The sequence below is a fragment of the Pseudomonas sp. GW821-FHT05D12 genome (assembly GCF_059419825.1).
This window is the reverse complement of the sequence record NZ_JBWKSN010000006.1, coordinates 244,783-264,247: the sequence shown is the minus strand read 5'-3', so window position 1 is coordinate 264,247 and position 19,465 is coordinate 244,783. Positions and strand designations below refer to the sequence as shown.

The following is a 19,465-nucleotide window of genomic DNA, read 5'->3' as shown; positions in this document are numbered from 1 at the left end:
ACGCTCCACTCTTCATGGTCTTTTCCAACCCAAGGCCGGGGCAATGTCCCTGGCGAGGATTTCCAGGCGCTTGAGGATCTGCGCCTGGGTCGAACTTTCGGCCTGGACGACAGCGATCAGGTCATCAGCATAAGGCAGCAGCGAGGGATCGTGCTGCATGCTTTCAATCACTTCATCGGGATGGCCGTGGTGCACATTCATCAGGCGCAGGTGTTCCTGCAGGTCGACGGCCTGGTCGATCAGGCCTTCGCGTAGCAGGCGCGGGATGTGCCGCTCGATATCCACTGCCAGCTCCGCCTGGGCGCTGGCGCGGTCCGCCGCCGGGAACACCGCGCGGACCACGCCGATACGCGGCGCGCGGCCTGGGTGGGACCAGGCCTTGAGGTAAGCATCGGCCAGGGGCTTTTGCACGGTCAGCGGATCATGGGTCGCGGTGCCCAGCAGCAGGCCGTTGCCCTGTTCGGCGGTGTAGGTGGCACCGTCGATGCTGGCGTGGGAGTGCCACAGGCGCTGGCGCAAACCGCGCGCGGGCGGCTGCAGTGTGAGCCCACCCGTCAGTGGCTCGCCCTCCAGCAGCCGTTGAAGCGTTTGCTGGCGCTCGGCGAACTCCGCCTGGCGTCGACTCGGGTCGCGCTCGAACGCGCTGAAATTGTCCAGGTTGGCGCCGCCGCTGCCCAGGCCCAGTTGCACACGGCCGCCGCTCAAGGCGTCGAGCACGCTGGCGTCCTCGGCCAGGCGGATCGGGTCTTCGAACGGCAATACGATCACGCCGGTACCCAGCTCGATACGCTGCGTGCGCTCGGCCACCGCCGCCAGCAACACCAAGGGTGACGGCAGGCGCCCAAAGCCGTTGCTGAGGTGGTGCTGGGCAATCCAGCCGCTGTCGAAACCGAGGGCTTCGGCCACTTCGAATTGTTCGATCAGGTCGCGGTAGACCTGCTGTGGATCATCGCCAAAAGCGTGGCTGAGAAAGCCCAGTTTGAACGTCATGACGGGGTTCCTGTGGGCTGCCAGCCCAGGGCTGGGGCAATGTGTTCGCGGATGATTTCCAACGCGTGAATGGCATCGCGCAACGGCGTGCTGACGGTCTGCACCTGCAGGATCAACTGGTCGTGGGCGGTCAGCGCCGGACCTTGCTACAACTGCTCGATCATCTGCTGTACCGGGCCGTGCAGGACGCCGAGGCGCTTGAGGGTCGTGTCGAAATCGTCATCGATCGCGCCCTTGAACACGCCAATGCGTTGCTGGCGCTGCACATAGGCGCGGATGTCGTTGCGGGTGGCGTCGTCCGGTGCCGGGAACAGCGCCTGCACCCGCGCGACCCGCGCCGGGGTGCCGTTGTCGCCGGTCCAGGCGTTGCGGTAGCGGTTCACCAGGTCTGTGCCGGCGTCGGCGGGCTGGTGCGGGTTGGGCGCCATGATCAGGCCGTGGCCGCGTTCGGCGACCAGTTCCACGCGGGAGGTCGCCTCCCACAACCGATGGCTCAAGCCGTTGGCGCGTGGCAGCAGGCGCGAGCCGCTGTCGGTCAAGGGCGCGTTGCCGAGTGCGTTGAGCAACTGGTGCAGGTGTTGTTCGTAGTCACGGTGGCGCGCGTCATGTTCGCGGCCGAAGGCGAGGAACGTCTCGGGGTCGAAACCTGCGCCGAGGCCCAACTCCAGGCGGCCATTGCTCAGCAGGTCGAGCACCGCCGCGTCTTCGGCCAGGCGCAGCGGGGGTTCCTGGGGCAGCACGATAATCCCGGTGCCGAGGCTGATGTGCCGCGTGCGTTGGGCCACGGCGGCAAGCAATACCAGCGGCGCAGGCAGGCGTCCGTGCTCACTGGCGAAGTGATGCTGCGCCACCCAGCCGCTGTCGAAGCCCAGCGCCTCGGCGACCTTGAACAGTTCCAGGGTGTCGCGGTAGACCTTGGGGTCAACGCTGGGGCTGTAGACCCGGCTGAGGAACCCCAGGGAAAAGCCGCCACTCATGGGTTCACCTCCTGCGCCAATTGCTTTTGCAGCGCCGGGCCGGCGCTGACCGATTCCGGCAGGCCACTGAACGGGCTGATGGTCAGGTAACCCTTGTTCAGCCAAACCGCTTCGTCGTTCTGTTGCGCAGCCGTTGCGGCAGGGCTGTATTGGAAACCGATACCCGGCTTGCCCGGCAGGTTGAACTGCTTGAGGTCGTCGGTGTAGAGCGCCTCGAAACCCACATAGCTGCCGACCCGGGTGAGTTTCACGCCTTTGATCTGCGCGTCCTTGGGCAAGTTGATGTTCAGGCCCAGGCCCGGCGGCAACAGCGCGCCGTTGGGCTGGCGATGTTGATCGAGGGCCTTGACCAGTTTCGCCACCAGCAGGGCAGCGCGCTGCGGGTCTTTTTCCTTCAGGTCGGTACTCACCGCCAACGCCGGGATCCCGGCCTGCAACGCCACGCTGGCAGCATTGAAGGTGCCGGAGGCCATATTGATCGCGCCCAGGTTGTTGCCGGGGTTGGGACCGACGATCACCAGGTCGGGGTGCGGCAGGATTTTATTCAGGCCCATCAGCAGCGCCATCACTGGCGTGCCACTGATTTCGATCTGCACCTCCTTGCCGGCGCAGTCGGCGCTCTGGCACACGCCTTTTTCAAGGGTGCTGAGGTAATAGCTGTCCGGATAGGCCGGGTCGCTGTCGTGGCCAACGGTCACTTCGCGGCCGAAAAAGAACGCGCCGCCACGTGCACTCTGGTCACTTTGCGGCGCGGCAATCTTGACGTTGTGGCCCTGGGCCTTGAGCTCGGTGTACAGGGCGCGAATGTTGGGGTGCTGATAACCGTCGTCGTTGCTCAGCAAAATGTTCAAGGCAAAGGCCTTGGAGGCGATCAGGCTGGCAAAGGCGAGCATCCATGCGCTGCGTTTCATGCGGTGGCTCCTTGGGTAAAGCGGTTGGGCGGGCGCGGCAGGCCGAGGTTGTCGCGCAGGGTGGTGCCTTCGTATTCGAGACGGAACACGCCGCGCGCCTGCAGCAGCGGGATCACCTGCTCGACGAACAGGTCGATGGCGCCGGGAAAGTACGGGAAGAACACATTGAAGCCATCGCAAGCACGGGCCTGGAACCAGCGCTCGAAGTAATCGGCGACGTCCTCGGCGGTTCCGATCACCGGGTTGCCGCCAGCCAGGCGCAGGTACAACTGGCGGATGCTGAGGTTTTCACTGCGCGCCAGTTCCAGCACTTTGTCGCGACGGCTGCCACGCTGGCCCACCGGGGTGTCCGGCAGCGGGCCGTCGAGGTCATGGCCGGACAGGTCGATGTCATCGCCCAGGGTGTCGGCCAGCAGGCGCAGGCCCAGCACCGGGTCGATCAGCGCCTGGAATTCCTCGAACAGCGCCTGGGCCTGCTCGCGGGTGTCGGCGATGAACGGGGTGACACCGGGCAGGATTTTGACGTGGTCCGGGTCGCGCCCGAGGGCGGCGGCGCGTTGCTTGATGTCCTGGTAGAACGCCTGGGCGCTTTCAAGGCTATGGGCGTGGGCAAAGATCAGTTCGGCGACGCGCGCGGCCAGCTGCTTGCCCGGCTCCGAAGCACCGGCCTGTACCAGCACCGGGTGGCCCTGGGGCGGACGTGCCACGTTGAGCGGCCCCCGGACGGCAAAGTGTTCGCCCCGGTGGTTGAGGGTGTGCAACTTGGCCGGGTCGAAGTATTCGCCGCTGGCCTTGTCGCGGGTGAAGGCGTCGTCGTCCCAGCTGTCCCACAGGTCCTTGACCACGTCGTGGAATTCTTCGGCGCGCTGGTAGCGGTCGCCATGGTCCACATGGTTTTCCCGGCCGAAATTCCAGGCTTCGTCGGAGACCACCGAGGTCACCAGGTTCCAGGCGGCACGGCCCTTGGACAGGTGGTCGAGGGAGGCGAACTTGCGCGCGATATGGTACGGCTCGTTGTAGGTGGTGGTTGCAGTGGCGATCAGGCCGATATTACGGGTCACGGCGGCCAGGGCCGACATCAGTGTCAGCGGCTCGAAGTGTTCGGCGCGGGCGGTGCGGCTGAGGGCGTCGTGGTGATGGCCCCACAGCGCGACCACATCGGCGATGAACAGCGCGTCGAACTTGCCGCGCTCGGCGGTCTGCGCGATGTGCTTGAAGTGCTCGAAATCCAGGCTCGCATCGGCCTGGGCGAGAGGGTGACGCCAGGCAGCCACGTGGTGGCCGCTGTTGGCGAGGAAGGCCCCCAGTTTGAGTTGATCGGTGCGGCGGGTCATGAACAGGCTCCCATCGAGGTCAGGCACGGAGCCGGCGAACCGGCCCCGTGGGCTGGGTCAGAAGTTGTAGGTCACGCCGGTGTACCAGTAGCCGCCGGTGGTGCCGTAGGGCGAGAAGTTGCCGTAGGGGAAGCCGCCCGAGCTGCTGGCCAGGTCGGTGCGTTCCGGGTACTTGTTGAACAGGTTGTTGGCGCCGGCATTCAGGGTGATTGCCGGGGTCAGGTGGTAGTCGATATTGAGGTCGGTGATCCACGCCGGCGAGAAGGTGCGGTCGTAGATTTCAGCCGTACCGTACTGGGTGTATTCGCCGTAGCGGGTCAGGTTGAGGCCGACTTCCAGCTTGTCGTAGGTCCAGGTGGTGCCCAGCAGCAGCTTGGATTGCGGCAGGCCGTACTTGAGGTTGCCCTGGCGCTGACGGTCGTAGCCACCGTCCGGGCCAAGGGCCTGGGCAGCGACGGCGGACGCGTGGATGTCGTCGATCTGCGTGGTGTTCCAGTTGAAGCCCGCAGAGTATTTCAGGCTGCCCCAGGCGCCGATGTCCTGGCGATAGTCGCCGACCAGGTCGATACCTCGGGTGGTGGTGTCCAGGGCGTTGGTGAAGTAGGTGACGGCCTGGTTCGGGTTGAGCCCGGCGGCGGCGAGAATCGCGCTGATCTGCGGGGTGCCGCCGAGGTAGCCGGTCTGGGCGATGCGGTCCTTGATTTTGATCTGGTACGCATCGAGGGTGATGTTGGTGGCGTCCGTGGGTTGCAGGGTGATGCCAAGGCTGAAGTTGGTGGATTTTTCCGGCTTGAGCTTGCTCGCGCCCAGGGCCTTGGCCACGTCGGAGTCGACCGCCACGTTGCGGTAGTCGAACAGCTGGCCATTCACGCTGGTCTGCGAGGTGGCGCTGTAGATCTGCTGGGCCAGCGATGGTGCGCGAAAGCCGGTGCTGACGGTGCCGCGCACGGCCAGGATCGGGGTCAACTGGTAGCGCGTGGAGAGCTTGCCGTTGGTGGTGTTGCCGGAGCCGTCGTCGTAATGCTCGTAGCGCCCGGCCAGGTCGACGTGCCATTTATCGGTGAAGTCCTGGCCGATTTCGCCGTAGGCGGCCAGGCTGTCGCGGCTTTTCTCGGCGGCGTCGGCGGGCGTGGTGCCAGCTCCGGAAATGGTCCCAGGCGGGATCAGCGCGCCGTTGGCACCGGTGCTGAACGGCCCGCTGGCGTAGGAGGCTACGTCACCCTTGCCGATCTTGTAATCCTCGTAGCGATGTTCCAGGCCCCAGGAAATCTGCGTGGGCTTGTACAGGCCGAGGTCGAAGGCGCGGGTCAGGTCGAGGTTGTTGGTCCACTGGCTGAAGGTTTTTACCCCGGTGTCCACCGAGGTCGGCGACGTCGGGCCGTAGCTCAGGTTGTAGGTGTCGGTGAGGGTGGCGCGCGCGTGATCCTGGCCGAACGTGCTGGACAGGTCATAGTCCCAGCCGGCGGCCTTGCCCTTGCCGCCGAACGCGACCTGGAAGTCTTCTTCGATAAAGCGCAGGTTGTCTTCAATCCCTTCCGGATAGGGCGTCTGGATGCCGTTGAAGCTCGACGGCTGGTGGAACGCCAGGGGCTTTTCCGAGTTGCGGTGGGTGTAGGTGGAGAACGAATACAAGGTCAGCGCATCGTCCACCGGCAGCTCGGCGTTGTAGCCCAGGCTGAAGTTCTTCGCCTCGGGCAGGCCGGTGCCGTAGTAGGTGTGCTGCAGACTGGTGTTGCCGGCAGAGTCGGTGTACGGCGCGTTGTCGGAACGGTCGGAGATGTTTTGTTTTTTCACGTCCAGCGCCAGGTTGATAAACCCGTCGTTGGGCAGGGCCAGGCCGATATTGCCGGTCTGGCGCGCGGTTTCGCCGTCGCCGTTTTCATAGTTCTGGCCGTAGCTGGTGGACAGGCTGCCGCCGTGGTCGGTCTGCTTGAGTACCACGTTGACCACGCCGCCGATCGCATCCGAGCCGTACTGGGCCGAGGCGCCATCGCGCAGCACTTCCACGTGATCCACCAGGGCGGTGGGGATCATGTCCAGGTCCACCGGTTGCGAGCCGGAATTGAGGTAAGTGCCGTTGTTGAGCAGCGCGCTGTTGTGGCGGCGCTTGCCGTTGACCAGCACCAGCACCTGGTCGCCGTTGAGGCCGCGCAGGCTGATCGGGCGGACCACCGAGGTGGAACCGAAGCCGGAGGACGCCGGCTGATTGAGCGACGGCAGCACCTTGCTCAAGGCGCGGGTCAGGTCGCCCTGGCCGGTGGCGAGCAGTTGCTTGGAGGAGATCACATCCACCGGCGCCGGGCTTTCGGCGAGGGTGCGCGCCTGGCCACGGTTGCCGATCACCACCACGGTGTCCAGGGGGTTGTCGCTGGCCGGGGCGTCGGCGGCGAGGGTCAGGCTGCTGTAACTGGCGGCCTCGCACAGGGCGAGGAATAACAGCGTATGGGCGAAGGCCTTGCGGGGCCTGCGGCCGGCGGCGCGGGATGCATTCATGATGGGCAACACTCCAATGGGTAGGGTGGCTTGTTGAGTTCAAGCTCTGGTGGGAGGCTTGAGAGCAAGGCCTGTGCCATGTGGAAAAGTCATTTAAAAACAATGATTTGATGATCGGTTGAGCAGGGCGCTGGTGTTTTTCTAACAGGCGCGAAGGCAGGGTGTTGGTTTTTGTGCAGGGGGTTTCCCGGGCCATCCGGTTTTGCCTCGCGAGACCGGGGCGCCGATGCTTGGCACACCCCTTGCTCTCCCCACGCCATACCTAAACCCAAGGAAGCTTTTTCTGTATGCCTAGACCCGGCCCGCGCAACGCCCTCACTGATATCCCAGGCCTTACGGTCGGCCACGCCACGGACCTGCACGTCGACACCGGCGTCACGGTGATCCGCCCCGATGGTTTCTGGACCGCCAGTATCGACATCCGCGGCGGCGGCCCCGGCGGGCGCGAGACGGCCGCCCTGGAGCCGGAAAACATGGTCGGCCAGCTGCATGCCCTGGTCTTCGCCGGCGGCTCGGTGTTTGGCCTCGGCGCTGCGGATGCCGTGGCCGCGAAGCTGTCCCAGGACCAGGTCGGGCTGCACCTGAAACCGGGCGCCCCGGCGATCCCCATCGTGCCCGCTGCGGTGTTGCATGACCTGGCCAATGGCGGCGACAAAGCCTGGGGCCTGGAACCGCCTTATCGGCGCCTGGGCTTTGAAGCGCTGGCAAATGTCGCCAAGGACTTCGACCTGGGCTCGGTCGGCGCTGGCCGTGGCGCCATGGCCGGGGTGTTGAAGGGCGGGCTAGGCACGGCCTCGCTGGACCTGGGCGACGGGCTGATCGTCGCGGCCCTGGTGGTCGCCAACCCGATCGGCTCGGTGTACATGCCCGACGGCAAGACTTTCTGGGCCTGGCCCTGGGAAGTCGCCGGTGAGTTCGGCGGCCAGCGGCCCGAGGGCGTGATGGACTGCAGCGACCCGATCCCCGAGCTGTCGCGCCTGGATTCCATGGGCCGCCTGCAAGCCGGGGCGAACACCACGCTGGTGGTGGTCGCCAGCACTGCGCGCCTCAGTGTTGCCGAGTGCAAGCGCGTGGCGATCATGGCCCAGGACGGCATCGCCCGCGCCGTGCGCCCGGCGCATTTGCCGTTCGATGGCGACACGGTCTTTGCGCTGGCGTCGGCGGCAGTGGAGCTGACCGACGGACCACGGCGGCAGGTGGAGATCGGCTGTATTGGTTCGGCGGCGGCCGATTGTGTGGCGCGGGCGATTGCCCGGGGGGTGTTTGCCGCGCGAAGCCAATGAGCAGCACGGACTGCTGTAGGGGCTGGCTTGCCGGCGATGGCAATCTGTCAGTTGGGCCACATGCCGCTGACCGACCGCTATCGCAGGCAAGCCAGCGCCTACTGTTTGGATCTGTGAACATCAGGTAAAGCGTGCAAGCCGCTCCTGGGCTTTTGCTGCCTGCTCCGGCAATCCCAGCGCCTCATATACCCGCACCAGGCTGCGATTGGTCGGCACGTCCCAGCCGTCATACCGGCGGCGCAACTCCAGCGCCTGCTGGGCGCTGAACCAATCCCCGGCTTGCAAGCGCGCATCCAGCTCGACCTGGGCGAACAAGTCGCGCTGGGCGTGGCTGCCGCCAATTTCGTTCAGGCGCGGCAGGGCAATGCCCAGTTGTTCAAGCGCGACGTGGGCATCGCCGCGTGCATGGGCGAGCAGGCCACGCGCCAACGGCAGCGTCACTTCGCCCCACACCGGCCGTGCGTGAAGGCTGTGGTGCTGCAGCGCCGCCAGCAGGGTGTCTGCCTCCGGCTGGCCCGCGCGAGCCAGGCCATACAGGTACTGCACGCTCAAAAACGGCTGCACGGTGTCGGCGGTACGGCGTTGCAGGTAGGGCGCCAAGGCCTGCCAGCGCTGGCCCACGTCGATGCCGGCCAATTCCAGGCGCGCCAGCAGGGACACGGCGCCGACCTGGTCCTGGGAGTACTCCGGGAGGATGCCCCACACATGCTGGTCGTAAATCGCCAATACGCGTTGATCCTCGCCCCGGGCCAGGTAAAACAGCGCGAGGTGCCACCAGTTGTGGGTGTACATGAAGGAGTTCAGGCCGTCCCAGTGGTGCTTGACGCTTTCCAGGAACGCGGTGCCTTCCTCGATGCGCCCGTGGGTCAGCAACACGTGGGCGAGGGCGTGTTGAGCCCAGGGCTCCGACGGTTGCAGGCGCAGGGCTTCGCGGGCGCTGGCTTCGGCTTCTTCGAGCAGGTGGCACTGCTCGTAGGCGAAGGCGAGCAGGCCGTGGCTGTGGGCAATGTCGGGCGCGCCGGCACGGGCCTTGAGCCCGATACGCAACAGCGCCGGCCAGTTGCCGCGGTTGAACTCCAGGTACTGGTTGAGCTTGGCGGCGAACAGGTCGCGAGGGTAGCGGTCGAGCAGGTTTTCGCTCAACTGCAGGACCTGATCGAGGTCGTCCTTGATCCAGGCATGCAGCACGTCAAGGTACAACTGGGCGCGCGGGTGGTCGGTGTTCACGGCTACGCCGCGCTGGCGGTATTTTTCCGCCAGCGCCGGACCTTGCGGAGACTCGATGAACATCAGCAGCAAGCCGGCAAACGCATTGGCCAGTGCCGAGTCCGGGTTGGCATCGGCGGCGGCAAGGATGCCTTCGGCGCGGGGCTGGTAGCCGAGGAAGCCGCCGATGAAATCGTCCAACCCCTGGCGGGTGATGGGGTCGGTGGTGTCGATGGGGTTGCCCAGGTAATCCAGTGGCATGGTGAAGAGGCTCTTGGTTTCAGATGGGTTTGGAGGGGCAAACCTTGTGCCAGCTGACACCGTGGCACTCATGTGGGCGCTGGCGCCTGCGAGAGCGGTGGGTCGGCGATGGATTCGTTGGCTGAGACACCGCCATCGCCGGCGAGCTGGCTCCTGAAGGGGCTGTTGCTTTTTGCACACTCACGCAGGCCGCTGTGGTTTTTTCATCACCTTGCCGGGCCTTTGGCTCAGCAATCCCCCGCCAATACCCCCATGGCACAGCCCTTGCAAAATCCCTCGCCTGTCTTTCCAGTCGAGGAGCCTTCATGCGCCCATTTTCTTTCCGCCGTGCCCTCACCTCCGTGGCACTGTGCACCGCGTTGCTGGCCGGCCAGGCACTGGCGCAACCCCAGGACGGCGGGGTGCTGAACCTGGTGGCCCAGCCGGAGCCGCCATCGCTGATGCACGGCGTGGTCAGCCACGTGTCCACCCAATACGTGAGCGGCAAGGTGCTGCAGGGCTTGTTGACCTTCGACACCGACCTCAACCCCAAGCCGGTACTGGCCAAGGCCTGGACGATTTCCCCCGACGGCCTCACCTACACCTTCGACCTGCAGGACGGCGTGCATTGGCACGACGGCCCGGCGTTGACCGCCGATGACGTGGTGTTCAGCTTCCAGACCTTCTACCCCGAGGTCGACAAGCGCCTCGGCGGGATCATCACCGAGTACGTCGACAGCATCACCGCCAAGGGCCCGCTGCAAGTGGTCTTCCACCTGAAGAAACCCTTCGCGCCATTGCTCTCGGCCCTGGGCAGCGGCCTGCGCCCGGTGGTGCCCAAGCACCTCTATGAGCACACCGATTTTCGCAACAACCCCTACAACCTCAAGCCGGTGGGCACCGGGCCGTTTGTATTCGTGGAGTGGAAACGCGGCGCCTACATCAAGCTGGCCAAGAACCCCAATTACTGGAAAAAAGGCCTGCCGCACCTCGACAGCATCATTTTTCACGTGATCCCCGATGGCTCTTCGCGCGCCGCCGCGTTCGAGCGCAATGACGTGCAAGTGCTGCGCAGCGGTGATGCGGATTACGCCGACCTCAAGCGGCTCAGCGCCTTGCCGAATGTGCAGTCCTCGGAGAAAGGCTGGGAGCTGTATGCCGGCCTGGCCTTCCTGCAGATCAACACACGCAAGCCACCGCTGAACAACCCCAAGGTGCGCCAGGCGATCCTGTACGCGCTGAATCGCCAGTTCATCGTCGACAACATCTTCTTCGGTTCGGGCAAGGTCGCCCAGGGTGAGTTTGTCTCGACCACGCCGTACCACGACCCGCAGTTGCCGCAGTACACCTATGACGTGAAAAAGGCCAAGGCGCTGATTGCCGAGTCCGGCGTGGACGTCGGTGCGGTGCGCATCCGCCTGCTCAATGGCGAGAAGGGCGGTGCCTGGGAGCGCCTGGCCGAATACACCAAGCAGGCCCTGCAGCCGTTGGGCTTCAAGGTGCAGGTGGTGACGTCCGATGCGGCGACCTGGTTCCAGCGCGTGAGTGATTGGGACTTTGACCTGACCTACAACTTTATCTTCCAGATCGGCGACCCGTACCTGACCAGCGCCTATCTGTTCCGCTCCGACTACATCCTCAAGACCTCGCCGTTCGCCAACGTCAGCGGCTACAACAGCCCCGAGGCGGATGCGCTGTGGAGCAAAATCGCGGATACCCCGGAAGGCCCCGAGCGCAAGCAGCTCTTCAGCCAACTGGAGAACGTACTGAACACCGACCTGCCCATCGCGCCGATCTTCGAAATGCGCTACCCGACGCTGTTCCACACCCAGGTGAAAAACCTGCTGCAGACCGCCACCAGCCTTAACGAGGACTACGAAAGCGTGTACCTCGAGGCGCCGGCACCATGAATGGCGTGCTGTATATCGGTGGGCGCCTGGGCAAGGCGCTGCTGATGGTGGTGGCCGTGCTGGTGTTGAGCTTTTTGTTGATTCACCTCGCGCCGGGTGACCCGGCGCTGCTGCTGGCCGGCGAGGCCGGGGTGGATGATGTGCAGTTCATCGAGCAATTGCGCCAGACCATGGGTTTGGACAAACCGCTGCTCCAGCAACTGCTGATTTACCTGGGCAATATCGCGCACCTCGACCTCGGTTACTCCTACCGCAACCAGACCCCGGTGTGGTCGCTGATCGCCGAGCGCTTGCCGGCGACCCTGGCGTTGATGGGCTCGGCGTTCGTGCTGTCGTCGGTGCTGGGGGTGACCCTTGGCGTGCTCGCGGCGCGCGCGCGGCAGAAGCGCCATTGGCTCGATGGCCTGATCTCCCACGGCGCCTTGCTGCTGTATGCAATGCCGTCGTTCTGGCTGGCGATGCTGCTGATCCTGCTGTTCTCGGTGAGCCTGGATTGGTTGCCGGCGTTTGGCATGGAGACCGTGGGCCGCGACTTTTCGCTGCTTGATCGCCTGCAGCACTTGCTGTTGCCGTGTCTGTCGCTGAGCGTGATGTTCCTCGCGTTGTACATCCACCTGACCCGCGCCGCCGTGCTCGATGCCCTTGCCCAGGAGTACGTGCGCACCGCGCACGCCAAGGGCTTGCACCCACGGCGGATTCTCTGGGTGCATGTGCTGCGCAACGCGTTGTTGCCGGTGGTGACCTTTGCCGGCTTGCAACTCGGCCAGTTGGCCAGCGTCGCCTTGCTGGTGGAGGTGGTCTATTCCTGGCCCGGCATCGGGCGCTTGATGTATGACTCGCTGGCCCAGCGCGACTATGGCGTGTTGATGGGCGGCTTCCTGGTGATCTCGATGCTGGTGGTCGGTTTTAACGTGTTGACGGACGTGCTCTGCCGCGTGCTCGACCCGCGTATTGGCGCTGGAGGGCAGGGCTGATGCGGTTGTTGAAGCGCTTTGTGCGCCAACCCTCGGCGCTGCTCGGCGCGGTGTTTTTGCTGGTGCTGGCCGCCTTGGCGATTGCTGCACCGTGGCTGACCAGCAGCTCGCCATGGGAAATGAACAGCCAGCCGATGCTGGCGCCGTTCCATGATCCGGCCCATTGGCTGGGCAGCGACCTGCTTGGCCGCGACCTCGGCATCGGCTTGCTGTACGGCGCGCGAGTGTCACTGGCCGTGGGCGTGCTGACCAGCCTGGCGACTTTGCTGATGGGCCTGCTCGTGGGCGCCATCGCCGGCTACTTCGGCGGTTGGGTCGACGGCGTGCTGATGCGCATCGCCGAGTTCTTCCAGATCATCCCGCAACTGGTGCTGGCGGTGATCCTGGTGGCGGTGCTGGAGCCGTCCCTGGGCACCATCGTGCTGGCGATTGCACTGGTGGCGTGGCCGGCCGTCGCGCGGTTGGTGCGCAGTGAATTCCTCACCCTGCGCCAGCGCGAATTCGTGCAGGCGGCGCGGGTGCTGGGCCAGTCGCCGTGGGGGATCATCAGCCAACAGATCCTGCCGAATGCGCTGGCGCCGTTACTGGTGGTCATGACCTTTGTGATGGCCACGGCGATCCTCACCGAATCCGCCCTGGCATTCCTCGGCCTCAGCGACCCCGAGGCGATGAGCTGGGGCTACATGATCAACGCCTCCCGTGGCCTGCTGCGCGATGCGTGGTGGATGAGCTTCCTGCCGGGGCTGGCAATTGCATTGTGCGTGCTGGCGGTAAATCAGGTCGGCGAAGGCCTGCGCGTGGCATTTGAACCAGAGAGGTCGCTATGACGTTATTGAGTGTCGAGCACCTGCGCATCGCCTTGCCGCCGGGAGCCGACCGCAGCCATGCGCTGTATGACCTGTCGCTGCAGGTGCGCAGCGGCGAATGCCTGTGTGTGGTGGGCGAGTCCGGGTCGGGCAAGTCGATGTTGGCCAAGGCGCTGTTGCGCCAGTTGCCGCGCCCGTTGAGCGTGCAAAACGGGCGACTCCTGTTTCGCGGCGAAGACCTGGCGGCGCGCAGCGAAGCGGCCATGCGCGAACTGCGCGGGCGCCACATCAGCATGGTCTTTCAGGAGCCGATGAGCGCGCTGAACCCGCTGTTGCGGGTGGGCGAGCAGATCGATGAAACCCTGCGCGCCCACGGGGTGAAATCCGCCAGTGCACGGCGCACCCGGGTGGTGGAGTTGCTCGGCTATGTCGGCCTGCCGGACCCTGAGCGCCTGCGCCTGGCCTATCCGTTCGAGCTTTCCGGTGGCCAGCGCCAGCGCGTGGTAATCGCCATGGCCCTGGCATTCGATCCGGCGCTGTTGATTGCCGATGAACCGACCTCGGCCCTGGACGTGACCACCCAGGCGCAGATCCTCGAGCTGTTGCGCCGCATCCAGCAGGACAAGGGCATGGCGCTGCTGTTTATCACGCATGATTTTGCCGTGGTCGAGGCGATTGCCGACCGCGTGCTGGTGCTGGAAAAGGGCCAAGTGGTAGAGCAGGGTAGCGCCCGGCAGGTATTGCGCGAGCCGCAGGCCGCCTACACGCGGCAATTGCTTGCGGCAGTGTCGGCCCAACCCTTGGCACCGCGCACCACGGTGGACGGTGCGGTGGTGCTCAAGGCCGAGCGACTGGGCAAGGTGTTCAGTCGCCGCACGGGCTGGTGGAGCAAGCACACCACGCGGGCGCTGGACGCCGTGGGGTTGCAGGTCCGTGAAGGCGAGACCCTCGGCATTGTCGGTGAATCGGGCTCGGGCAAATCCACCCTGGGCCGCTGCCTGGTGCGCTTGCTGCGCGCCGACAGCGGCCAGATCGAATGGCTGGGCCAGGACGTTGCAGGGTTGTCCGAAGCCCGCCTGCGCCCGTTGCGCAGCGAAGTGCAGATGATCTTCCAGGACCCGTTTGCCTCGCTCAACCCACGCCAGACCGTCGGGCGCATCATCATGACCGGGCCGTTGGTGCAGGGGCGCACCCGGGCCGACGCCGAACAGCGGGCGCGGGCCTTGCTGGAACTGGTAGGCCTGCCCGCCACGGCGTTCGAACGCTATCCCCATGAGTTCTCCGGTGGCCAGCGCCAGCGTATCGGCATCGCCCGCGCCTTGGCGGTGGAGCCCAAGGTGCTGATCGCCGATGAGTGCGTTTCGGCCCTGGATGCGTTGATCCAGGTGCAGATCCTGGAGCTGCTGGAGTCGCTGCAACGGCGGCTGAAATTAAGCATCATTTTTATCACCCATGACCTGCGTGTCGCGGCGCGTCTGTGCGACCGCATTGCGGTGATGCAGAACGGCCGGGTGGTCGAGCAGGGCGACACGGCGACGCTGTTTGCCGATGCGCGCCATCCCTATACCCGGACCTTGTTGCACTGTGGCGGTCGGCTTGCCGGCGATAGCGCCCTGTCGAGCGCTGCCACGTCCGAATCTTTCATCGCCGGCACACCGGCGCCTACCCAAGGCTGTGTATGACGTTCTCTTTTGCCGATCTACCCGTGGTGCGCGGCGAGTTGCTGGAAATCCGCCCCAATCGCACCTTGAGCATTGCCCACCACGTGGGCACCACCCAGGCCGACACCGTGGTGTTTTTCTGCCATGGCGCCGGCGGCAACAAGGACCAATGGCGCCTGCAATGGCCGGCGCTCAAGGCCGCAGGCTACAGCCTGGTGGCCTGGGACCTGCTGGGCCATGGCGACAGTGGTCGGCCACGCAATGCCCAGGCCTACGCCTGGTCCGAGCTGGTGGCCGACTACCTGGCGATCCTGCAGCGCTACGCCGGCACGCGTAACCTGCTTGTCGCGCATTCCTTCGGCACCGGCCTGAGCCTCAGCGCGTTGCTGGCCAAGCCCACCGCGCGCATCGACGCAGCATTGCTGTTGGGCGCGCGCCTTCACCGCCCTGTGGTCAACGGCGGGTTGATGGCCTTGCCGGCGTGGCTCCTGGAATGGCTGCGCCCGGTCTTGGCCAAGGGCTTTCGCAAGCATGCCTGGCATGCCTCGGTCGACCCGGCGCTGGTGGCTTACGAAGAGAAACTCACCGAGCGCAACCGCCTGCACATGTTCAAGGCCCTGACCAGTAAGGCCCAATGGCCGGATGCGCAACAGATCCCCAGCCTGACATTGCCGGTCAGTGTGCTGGCCGGTGACAGCGATGGCCTGACCCCTGCCAGCGGTGGCCAGGCGCTGGCTGAACAGTTACCGAATGCTGACTTCCAGCTGCTGGAGGCCTGTGGTCATCAATTGATGCTGGAGAAGCCTGCCTTGGTGCTGAAAGCATTCAACAAACTGCTGGCAAGGGGCTTATAACTCAAAATCTTTTTGCTATGCGATTCAGCTATTGGATTGTTCATAAGGTAATGCATTTAATCCGAGGCCTAACTCATTGTTGTGCGGAATAAATTAGCGCTCTCGTGCGTTGCAATGAGCCATCGTTTCGCCTTAGAGATTCGCCATGAGCAACCTCGTTGCCCCCGTGCCCCTGGTCCGCCTGCTGGACCTGAGCAAGTCCTTTGGTGCCCAGCGGGCGCTGGATCAGGTCAATCTGGATATTTATCCGGGGGAAGGGGTGGCAGTGTTGGGGGCCAGCGGCGCGGGCAAGTCGACCCTGGTGAAAATCCTCAGCGGCAGCCTCGCGCCGGACACTGGCGAAGTGTGGGTGGCGGGGCAGCGCCAACGTTTCACTTCGCCGTTATCGGCGCGCCGCGTTGGCATTGTGGCGGTACACCAATGTCCCGATGATGCCATCGCGCCGGGGCTGAGCGTGGCCGAAAACCTGTTGCTCGACGAACTGGGCCAGCCTGACGCCGACTTCCTGCTAAATCGCAAAAGCCTGTTGCAACGTGCCGAAGCCATCGCCGCCGGGCTGGGCCTGGAGCTGCCGTTGCAACTCCCGGTAGAGCGCCTGGGCCAGGCAGACCGCCAACTGCTGGTGCTGGCGCGCGCGTTTGCCCTGCAACCCAAGCTGCTGATTCTCGACGAACCCACCGCTGCCCTCTCGGCCGTCGACGCCGAACGCCTGCTCGGGCTGATCGACAGCCAGCGCGCGCGTGGCGTGGCGATCCTGTGCATCTCGCAACGCTTGTCCGACCTGCAACGGGTGACCAACCGCGCGATTGTGCTGCAGCAAGGGCGTCTCACCGGCGACCTCAATACCCGGCATCTGCCGAGCGCGGCTTACACCCTGTTCGGCGACACGGCCGAACATCCGCCCATCACCGCGGATAAAGCCTTGCCGGTGCCATTCCTGGAACGCTTTACCCGCGCCGGGTTTATCCGCAACCGGGCGGAGGGGCGGGCGGTGCAGGAGCAGGTGCTGGGCAGCGGCGTCGCACCGACCGAAGAGGTCAGCCCTGCAACGTCCAAACCGCGCTGACCTCACTGCAACGGCGGATACACGATCAATTCCAGATAGCCTTTGTGATAACGCTTGCCGCCCGGCGGCAGTTGCCCGGCCTCACGCATTTCACTGGTGCTGTTGACGCGCATCAGCACGCCGACCGAACCGTGCTGGCGGGCCTCGCTGATCCAGGCCTGGACCTGTTCCAGTCCCACCTTGCGGTGCATCGAGCCCGCGTACTGCAAGCCGTAGCGCAGTTCACCTTCGGTGTCGTACAGCGACACTTGCGTGCGCTTGAGACGCCAGGCCAGGGCGCTGGCGTTTTCCAGGGAGTTGGCGAGCAACGCCTGGGTTTGCTGCAGTTCGTTCATATGCTCCAGCACGAACTGGTCGGGCATTTCGTTATCGGCGATCTGTGCCGGCATGCTCGCCGGCAACAGGATCACCAGCAAGCCAATGCCCAGGGTCGGCATCGCCCACAGCGTCAACGGGCGGAATGCTTGCAACAGGTTGCTGAGGATCCACACCAGCAGCACGATAAAGGCCAGGGACAGGCCGAACATTTCGGCATGGCTGTGGCCATACAGCGGCCGGGCGATTTGCAGGTAGATCAGGCCGATCATCGCGGCCATGCCGATTGCGAAGTTGAGCAGGCCATTGAGGCTGATCGTGCGTGCGCGGCCGTTGTCGAGCAGGTCGACCAGCGTGTGCCCCATCAACAGCGCCAGGGGCAGCAGGCACGGCATGATATAGGTCGGCAGCTTGCCGTTGCTCAGGCTGAAGAACCCCAGCGGCAACAGCAGCCACAGGGCCAGGAAGGCGATCGCCGGCTGGCGCTTTTCGCGCCAGGTGGTGCGCAGGGTCGAGGGCAGCAGGCCGACCCAGGGCAGGCAGGACACGGCGATGATCGGCAGGAAAAACCACCACGGGCGTACGTGCTGCGCATCGTCGGCGCTGAAGCGGCGAATGTGTTCATTCCAGAAAAAGAAGCGCCAGAAGTCCGGTTCCTGCAGATGGATCGCCACCACCCAAGGCAAGCACACCAGGACCGCCACGCCCACGGCCAACGGACCATAGCGCAGCAATTCGCCCAGGCGCCGTTGCCAGAGCATGTAGGGCACGGCAATCAGCACCGGCAACGCCCACGCGAGGAACCCCTTGGTCATGAAGCCCATCGCGCAGGCCAGGCCCACCACGGCCCAGGCGAGCAGGCGGCCACGGGTGCTGGTGCTGTCGAGGGCAAACCACAGGGCAACCAGGCTGAGGTTGACCCACAGGGTAAATTGCGGATCGAGGTTGGAATACCCGGCTTGCCCGGCCACCAGGCCAAAGCTCAGGTACAGCAGGGCGCAGGCGAAAGACTTGCGCGGGGTGTTCCACAGGCGGCGGGCGATCACATAAGCCAGCAGCACACTCAAGCCGGTGGTCAGGGCCGAGGCGATGCGCACACCGAACAGGTTCTGGCCGAACACGGCCTGGCCCAGGGCGATCAGCCAATAGCCGCCGGCGGGTTTTTCGAAATAACGAATGCCCATGTAATGCGGCGCGACCCAGTTGCCGCTCAGCAGCATTTCCTGGCTGACCTGGGCGTAGCGGGTTTCGTCCGGGGTCCACAGGCCGTGCAGGCCCAGCGGCAACAGGTAAAAGGCGGCGAAGGCCAATAACAACAACGGCAGGGGTTTGAATCGGATCGTCACAACGTCGCTCCTTGACGTGTACTGGCAAATATTTGCAGTAAGAAAGTAATAGCGAAAAACATCAAAGCGTTCACTGAGTGACAGAAGATATTCATGACGTCCTTAATTAAAAGGCGCAACTAAACATGCCAGAACATGGCTGTCTTTTTGCTGAACATAGAGGGTGGCGGCGGGCAGGAAAGTACTTACAGTTGTTTTAACGCGGCCGGCCAGTCCTGATTATTGACCAGGCCCAGGGTCTTGAATTTGCCGTTGGGCAAGACTTGCACGAACAGCGCGCTGCCGTACTCGGGGAAGGTGGCGTGGGGGAAACCCAGGGTGGTTTCGAAGTCGGCGATGCAGCCGCTGTGGGTGACGAACACCAGGTTGCGCCCCGGGGTCTTGTGGCTGAGCAACTCTTCGCCCATGGCCGCACCGCAGACGGCTTGCTGGCCGGAGGTCAGCTCGTTTTTACCGAACATGAACCGCAGGGTCTGGGCGGTCCGAATGGCCGGGCTGGCGAGCACATCGCTGCCGTCCATGCCCAGTGTCTTGAAGGCCTTGCCGAGGTTTTCGGCTTGTTGGCTGCCTTTGATCGTCAGGCCTTCCACCGGCCCCAGGCAAGCATTCGACGAGCGGTCGCAGCGCTCTTCATGGCGCACCAGCACGATCAGGTCGCCGTCGCGCCACAGCGGCAGTACCTGGGAGGTCAGCAGGCGGTTGCCCACCCCCAGGTCACGCGGTGACGCCGGCCACAGCAGGCCGGCGGTGAGCAACAGGCTGATCACTACAATCCCCAGCCACAGCGGTTGCAGTCGCTTGATGACGGCCCTGCGCGAGCGTGGTTTGGTCAGGGTCAGGTCAACCACTTCATTCACCTTGGGCACTGTTGGCAGTGTTGTATTAGTTAGCTGACGCAACGTGTTGGCGAATGCCTGCAGTATGACTTGAGGCTGGCACAGGACGGCTGTCTTTTCGCTGAACACGTGGCGGGTAAAAGTTGTCAGGCGTGGCAACTAACAAGTTGCCGATACCTGACGCTTGGCCGGTAATTTAAAGTGCGGTGGGTGGGCAACCGGTGAAATCCATGTGAAAAATTTGCGTGGCCGCCATCACCAGC

At 64.6% G+C, this 19,465-nt stretch carries 15 protein-coding genes; 7 read left to right on the top strand and 8 right to left on the bottom strand.

All coding sequences use genetic code 11. The features are described 5' to 3' along the window. Nucleotides 1-12: 12 nt before the first annotated feature. The 5 genes from AC07SI_RS13725 to AC07SI_RS13705 form a co-directional block, all read right to left on the bottom strand. Nucleotides 13-990 (bottom strand): LLM class flavin-dependent oxidoreductase, encoded by a 978-nt coding sequence (locus AC07SI_RS13725; RefSeq protein WP_495005876.1) that lies wholly within the window; start codon nucleotides 988-990, stop codon nucleotides 13-15. A 146-nt stretch (nucleotides 991-1,136) separates the two neighbouring features. Next, entirely contained in the window at nucleotides 1,137-1,967 is an 831-nt protein-coding gene (locus tag AC07SI_RS13720; protein ID WP_495005875.1) for an LLM class flavin-dependent oxidoreductase, read from the bottom strand. After that, nucleotides 1,964-2,878: a 5'/3'-nucleotidase SurE gene (locus AC07SI_RS13715; RefSeq protein ID WP_495005874.1), complete on the bottom strand. Its 915-nt coding sequence runs from the start codon at nucleotides 2,876-2,878 to the stop codon at nucleotides 1,964-1,966. The genes AC07SI_RS13720 and AC07SI_RS13715 overlap by 4 nt, the downstream gene beginning before the upstream one ends. Continuing rightward, nucleotides 2,875-4,212 carry an LLM class flavin-dependent oxidoreductase gene (locus AC07SI_RS13710; protein ID WP_213551123.1) on the bottom strand — a complete coding sequence of 446 codons (1,338 nt, stop codon included), beginning with the start codon at nucleotides 4,210-4,212 and terminating at the stop codon, nucleotides 2,875-2,877. Before AC07SI_RS13710 ends, AC07SI_RS13715 begins: the two co-directional genes overlap by 4 nt. A gap of 57 nt (nucleotides 4,213-4,269) precedes the next feature. Beyond that, nucleotides 4,270-6,705 carry a TonB-dependent receptor plug domain-containing protein gene (locus tag AC07SI_RS13705; RefSeq protein WP_065904104.1) on the bottom strand — a complete coding sequence of 812 codons (2,436 nt, stop codon included), beginning with the start codon at nucleotides 6,703-6,705 and terminating at the stop codon, nucleotides 4,270-4,272. 287 nt (nucleotides 6,706-6,992) lie between these two features. On the opposite strand from AC07SI_RS13705, the gene AC07SI_RS13700 reads away from it, so the two are divergent. Then, nucleotides 6,993-7,988 (top strand): P1 family peptidase, encoded by a 996-nt coding sequence (locus tag AC07SI_RS13700; protein WP_495005873.1) that lies wholly within the window; start codon nucleotides 6,993-6,995, stop codon nucleotides 7,986-7,988. A gap of 120 nt (nucleotides 7,989-8,108) precedes the next feature. Here the strand turns inward: AC07SI_RS13700 and AC07SI_RS13695 are convergent, their stop codons facing one another. After that, a complete protein-coding gene (locus AC07SI_RS13695; protein ID WP_495005872.1) occupies nucleotides 8,109-9,455 on the bottom strand; it encodes a tetratricopeptide repeat protein in 1,347 nt (448 codons plus the stop codon). 305 nt (nucleotides 9,456-9,760) lie between these two features. Here AC07SI_RS13695 and AC07SI_RS13690 point away from each other — a divergent pair, with 305 nt between their 5' ends. From AC07SI_RS13690 to AC07SI_RS13665, 6 genes are all read left to right on the top strand, one after another. Then, nucleotides 9,761-11,344, top strand: coding sequence for an ABC transporter substrate-binding protein (locus AC07SI_RS13690; RefSeq protein ID WP_065904090.1), 1,584 nt, complete (start codon nucleotides 9,761-9,763; stop codon nucleotides 11,342-11,344). Further along, nucleotides 11,341-12,318 carry an ABC transporter permease gene (locus AC07SI_RS13685; RefSeq protein WP_065904086.1) on the top strand — a complete coding sequence of 326 codons (978 nt, stop codon included), beginning with the start codon at nucleotides 11,341-11,343 and terminating at the stop codon, nucleotides 12,316-12,318. The genes AC07SI_RS13690 and AC07SI_RS13685 overlap by 4 nt, the downstream gene beginning before the upstream one ends. After that, nucleotides 12,318-13,145, top strand: a complete 828-nt coding sequence (locus AC07SI_RS13680; protein WP_106803297.1) for an ABC transporter permease — start codon at nucleotides 12,318-12,320, stop codon at nucleotides 13,143-13,145. Before AC07SI_RS13685 ends, AC07SI_RS13680 begins: the two co-directional genes overlap by 1 nt. Continuing rightward, nucleotides 13,142-14,806 carry an ABC transporter ATP-binding protein gene (locus tag AC07SI_RS13675; protein ID WP_495005871.1) on the top strand — a complete coding sequence of 555 codons (1,665 nt, stop codon included), beginning with the start codon at nucleotides 13,142-13,144 and terminating at the stop codon, nucleotides 14,804-14,806. Before AC07SI_RS13680 ends, AC07SI_RS13675 begins: the two co-directional genes overlap by 4 nt. Beyond that, a complete protein-coding gene (locus AC07SI_RS13670) occupies nucleotides 14,803-15,639 on the top strand; it encodes an alpha/beta fold hydrolase (protein ID WP_495005870.1) in 837 nt (278 codons plus the stop codon). The genes AC07SI_RS13675 and AC07SI_RS13670 overlap by 4 nt, the downstream gene beginning before the upstream one ends. Before the next feature lie 145 nt (nucleotides 15,640-15,784). Continuing rightward, nucleotides 15,785-16,705 carry an ATP-binding cassette domain-containing protein gene (locus AC07SI_RS13665; protein WP_495005869.1) on the top strand — a complete coding sequence of 307 codons (921 nt, stop codon included), beginning with the start codon at nucleotides 15,785-15,787 and terminating at the stop codon, nucleotides 16,703-16,705. 2 nt (nucleotides 16,706-16,707) lie between these two features. Here AC07SI_RS13665 and arnT read toward each other — a convergent pair whose 3' ends face one another. Both arnT and pmrG read right to left on the bottom strand, forming a co-directional pair. After that, nucleotides 16,708-18,366: a lipid IV(A) 4-amino-4-deoxy-L-arabinosyltransferase gene (gene arnT, locus AC07SI_RS13660; RefSeq protein ID WP_495005868.1), complete on the bottom strand. Its 1,659-nt coding sequence runs from the start codon at nucleotides 18,364-18,366 to the stop codon at nucleotides 16,708-16,710. A 185-nt stretch (nucleotides 18,367-18,551) separates the two neighbouring features. Continuing rightward, a complete protein-coding gene (pmrG, locus tag AC07SI_RS13655; RefSeq protein ID WP_106803302.1) occupies nucleotides 18,552-19,232 on the bottom strand; it encodes a lipopolysaccharide core heptose(II)-phosphate phosphatase PmrG in 681 nt (226 codons plus the stop codon). Nucleotides 19,233-19,465: the final 233 nt, after the last annotated feature.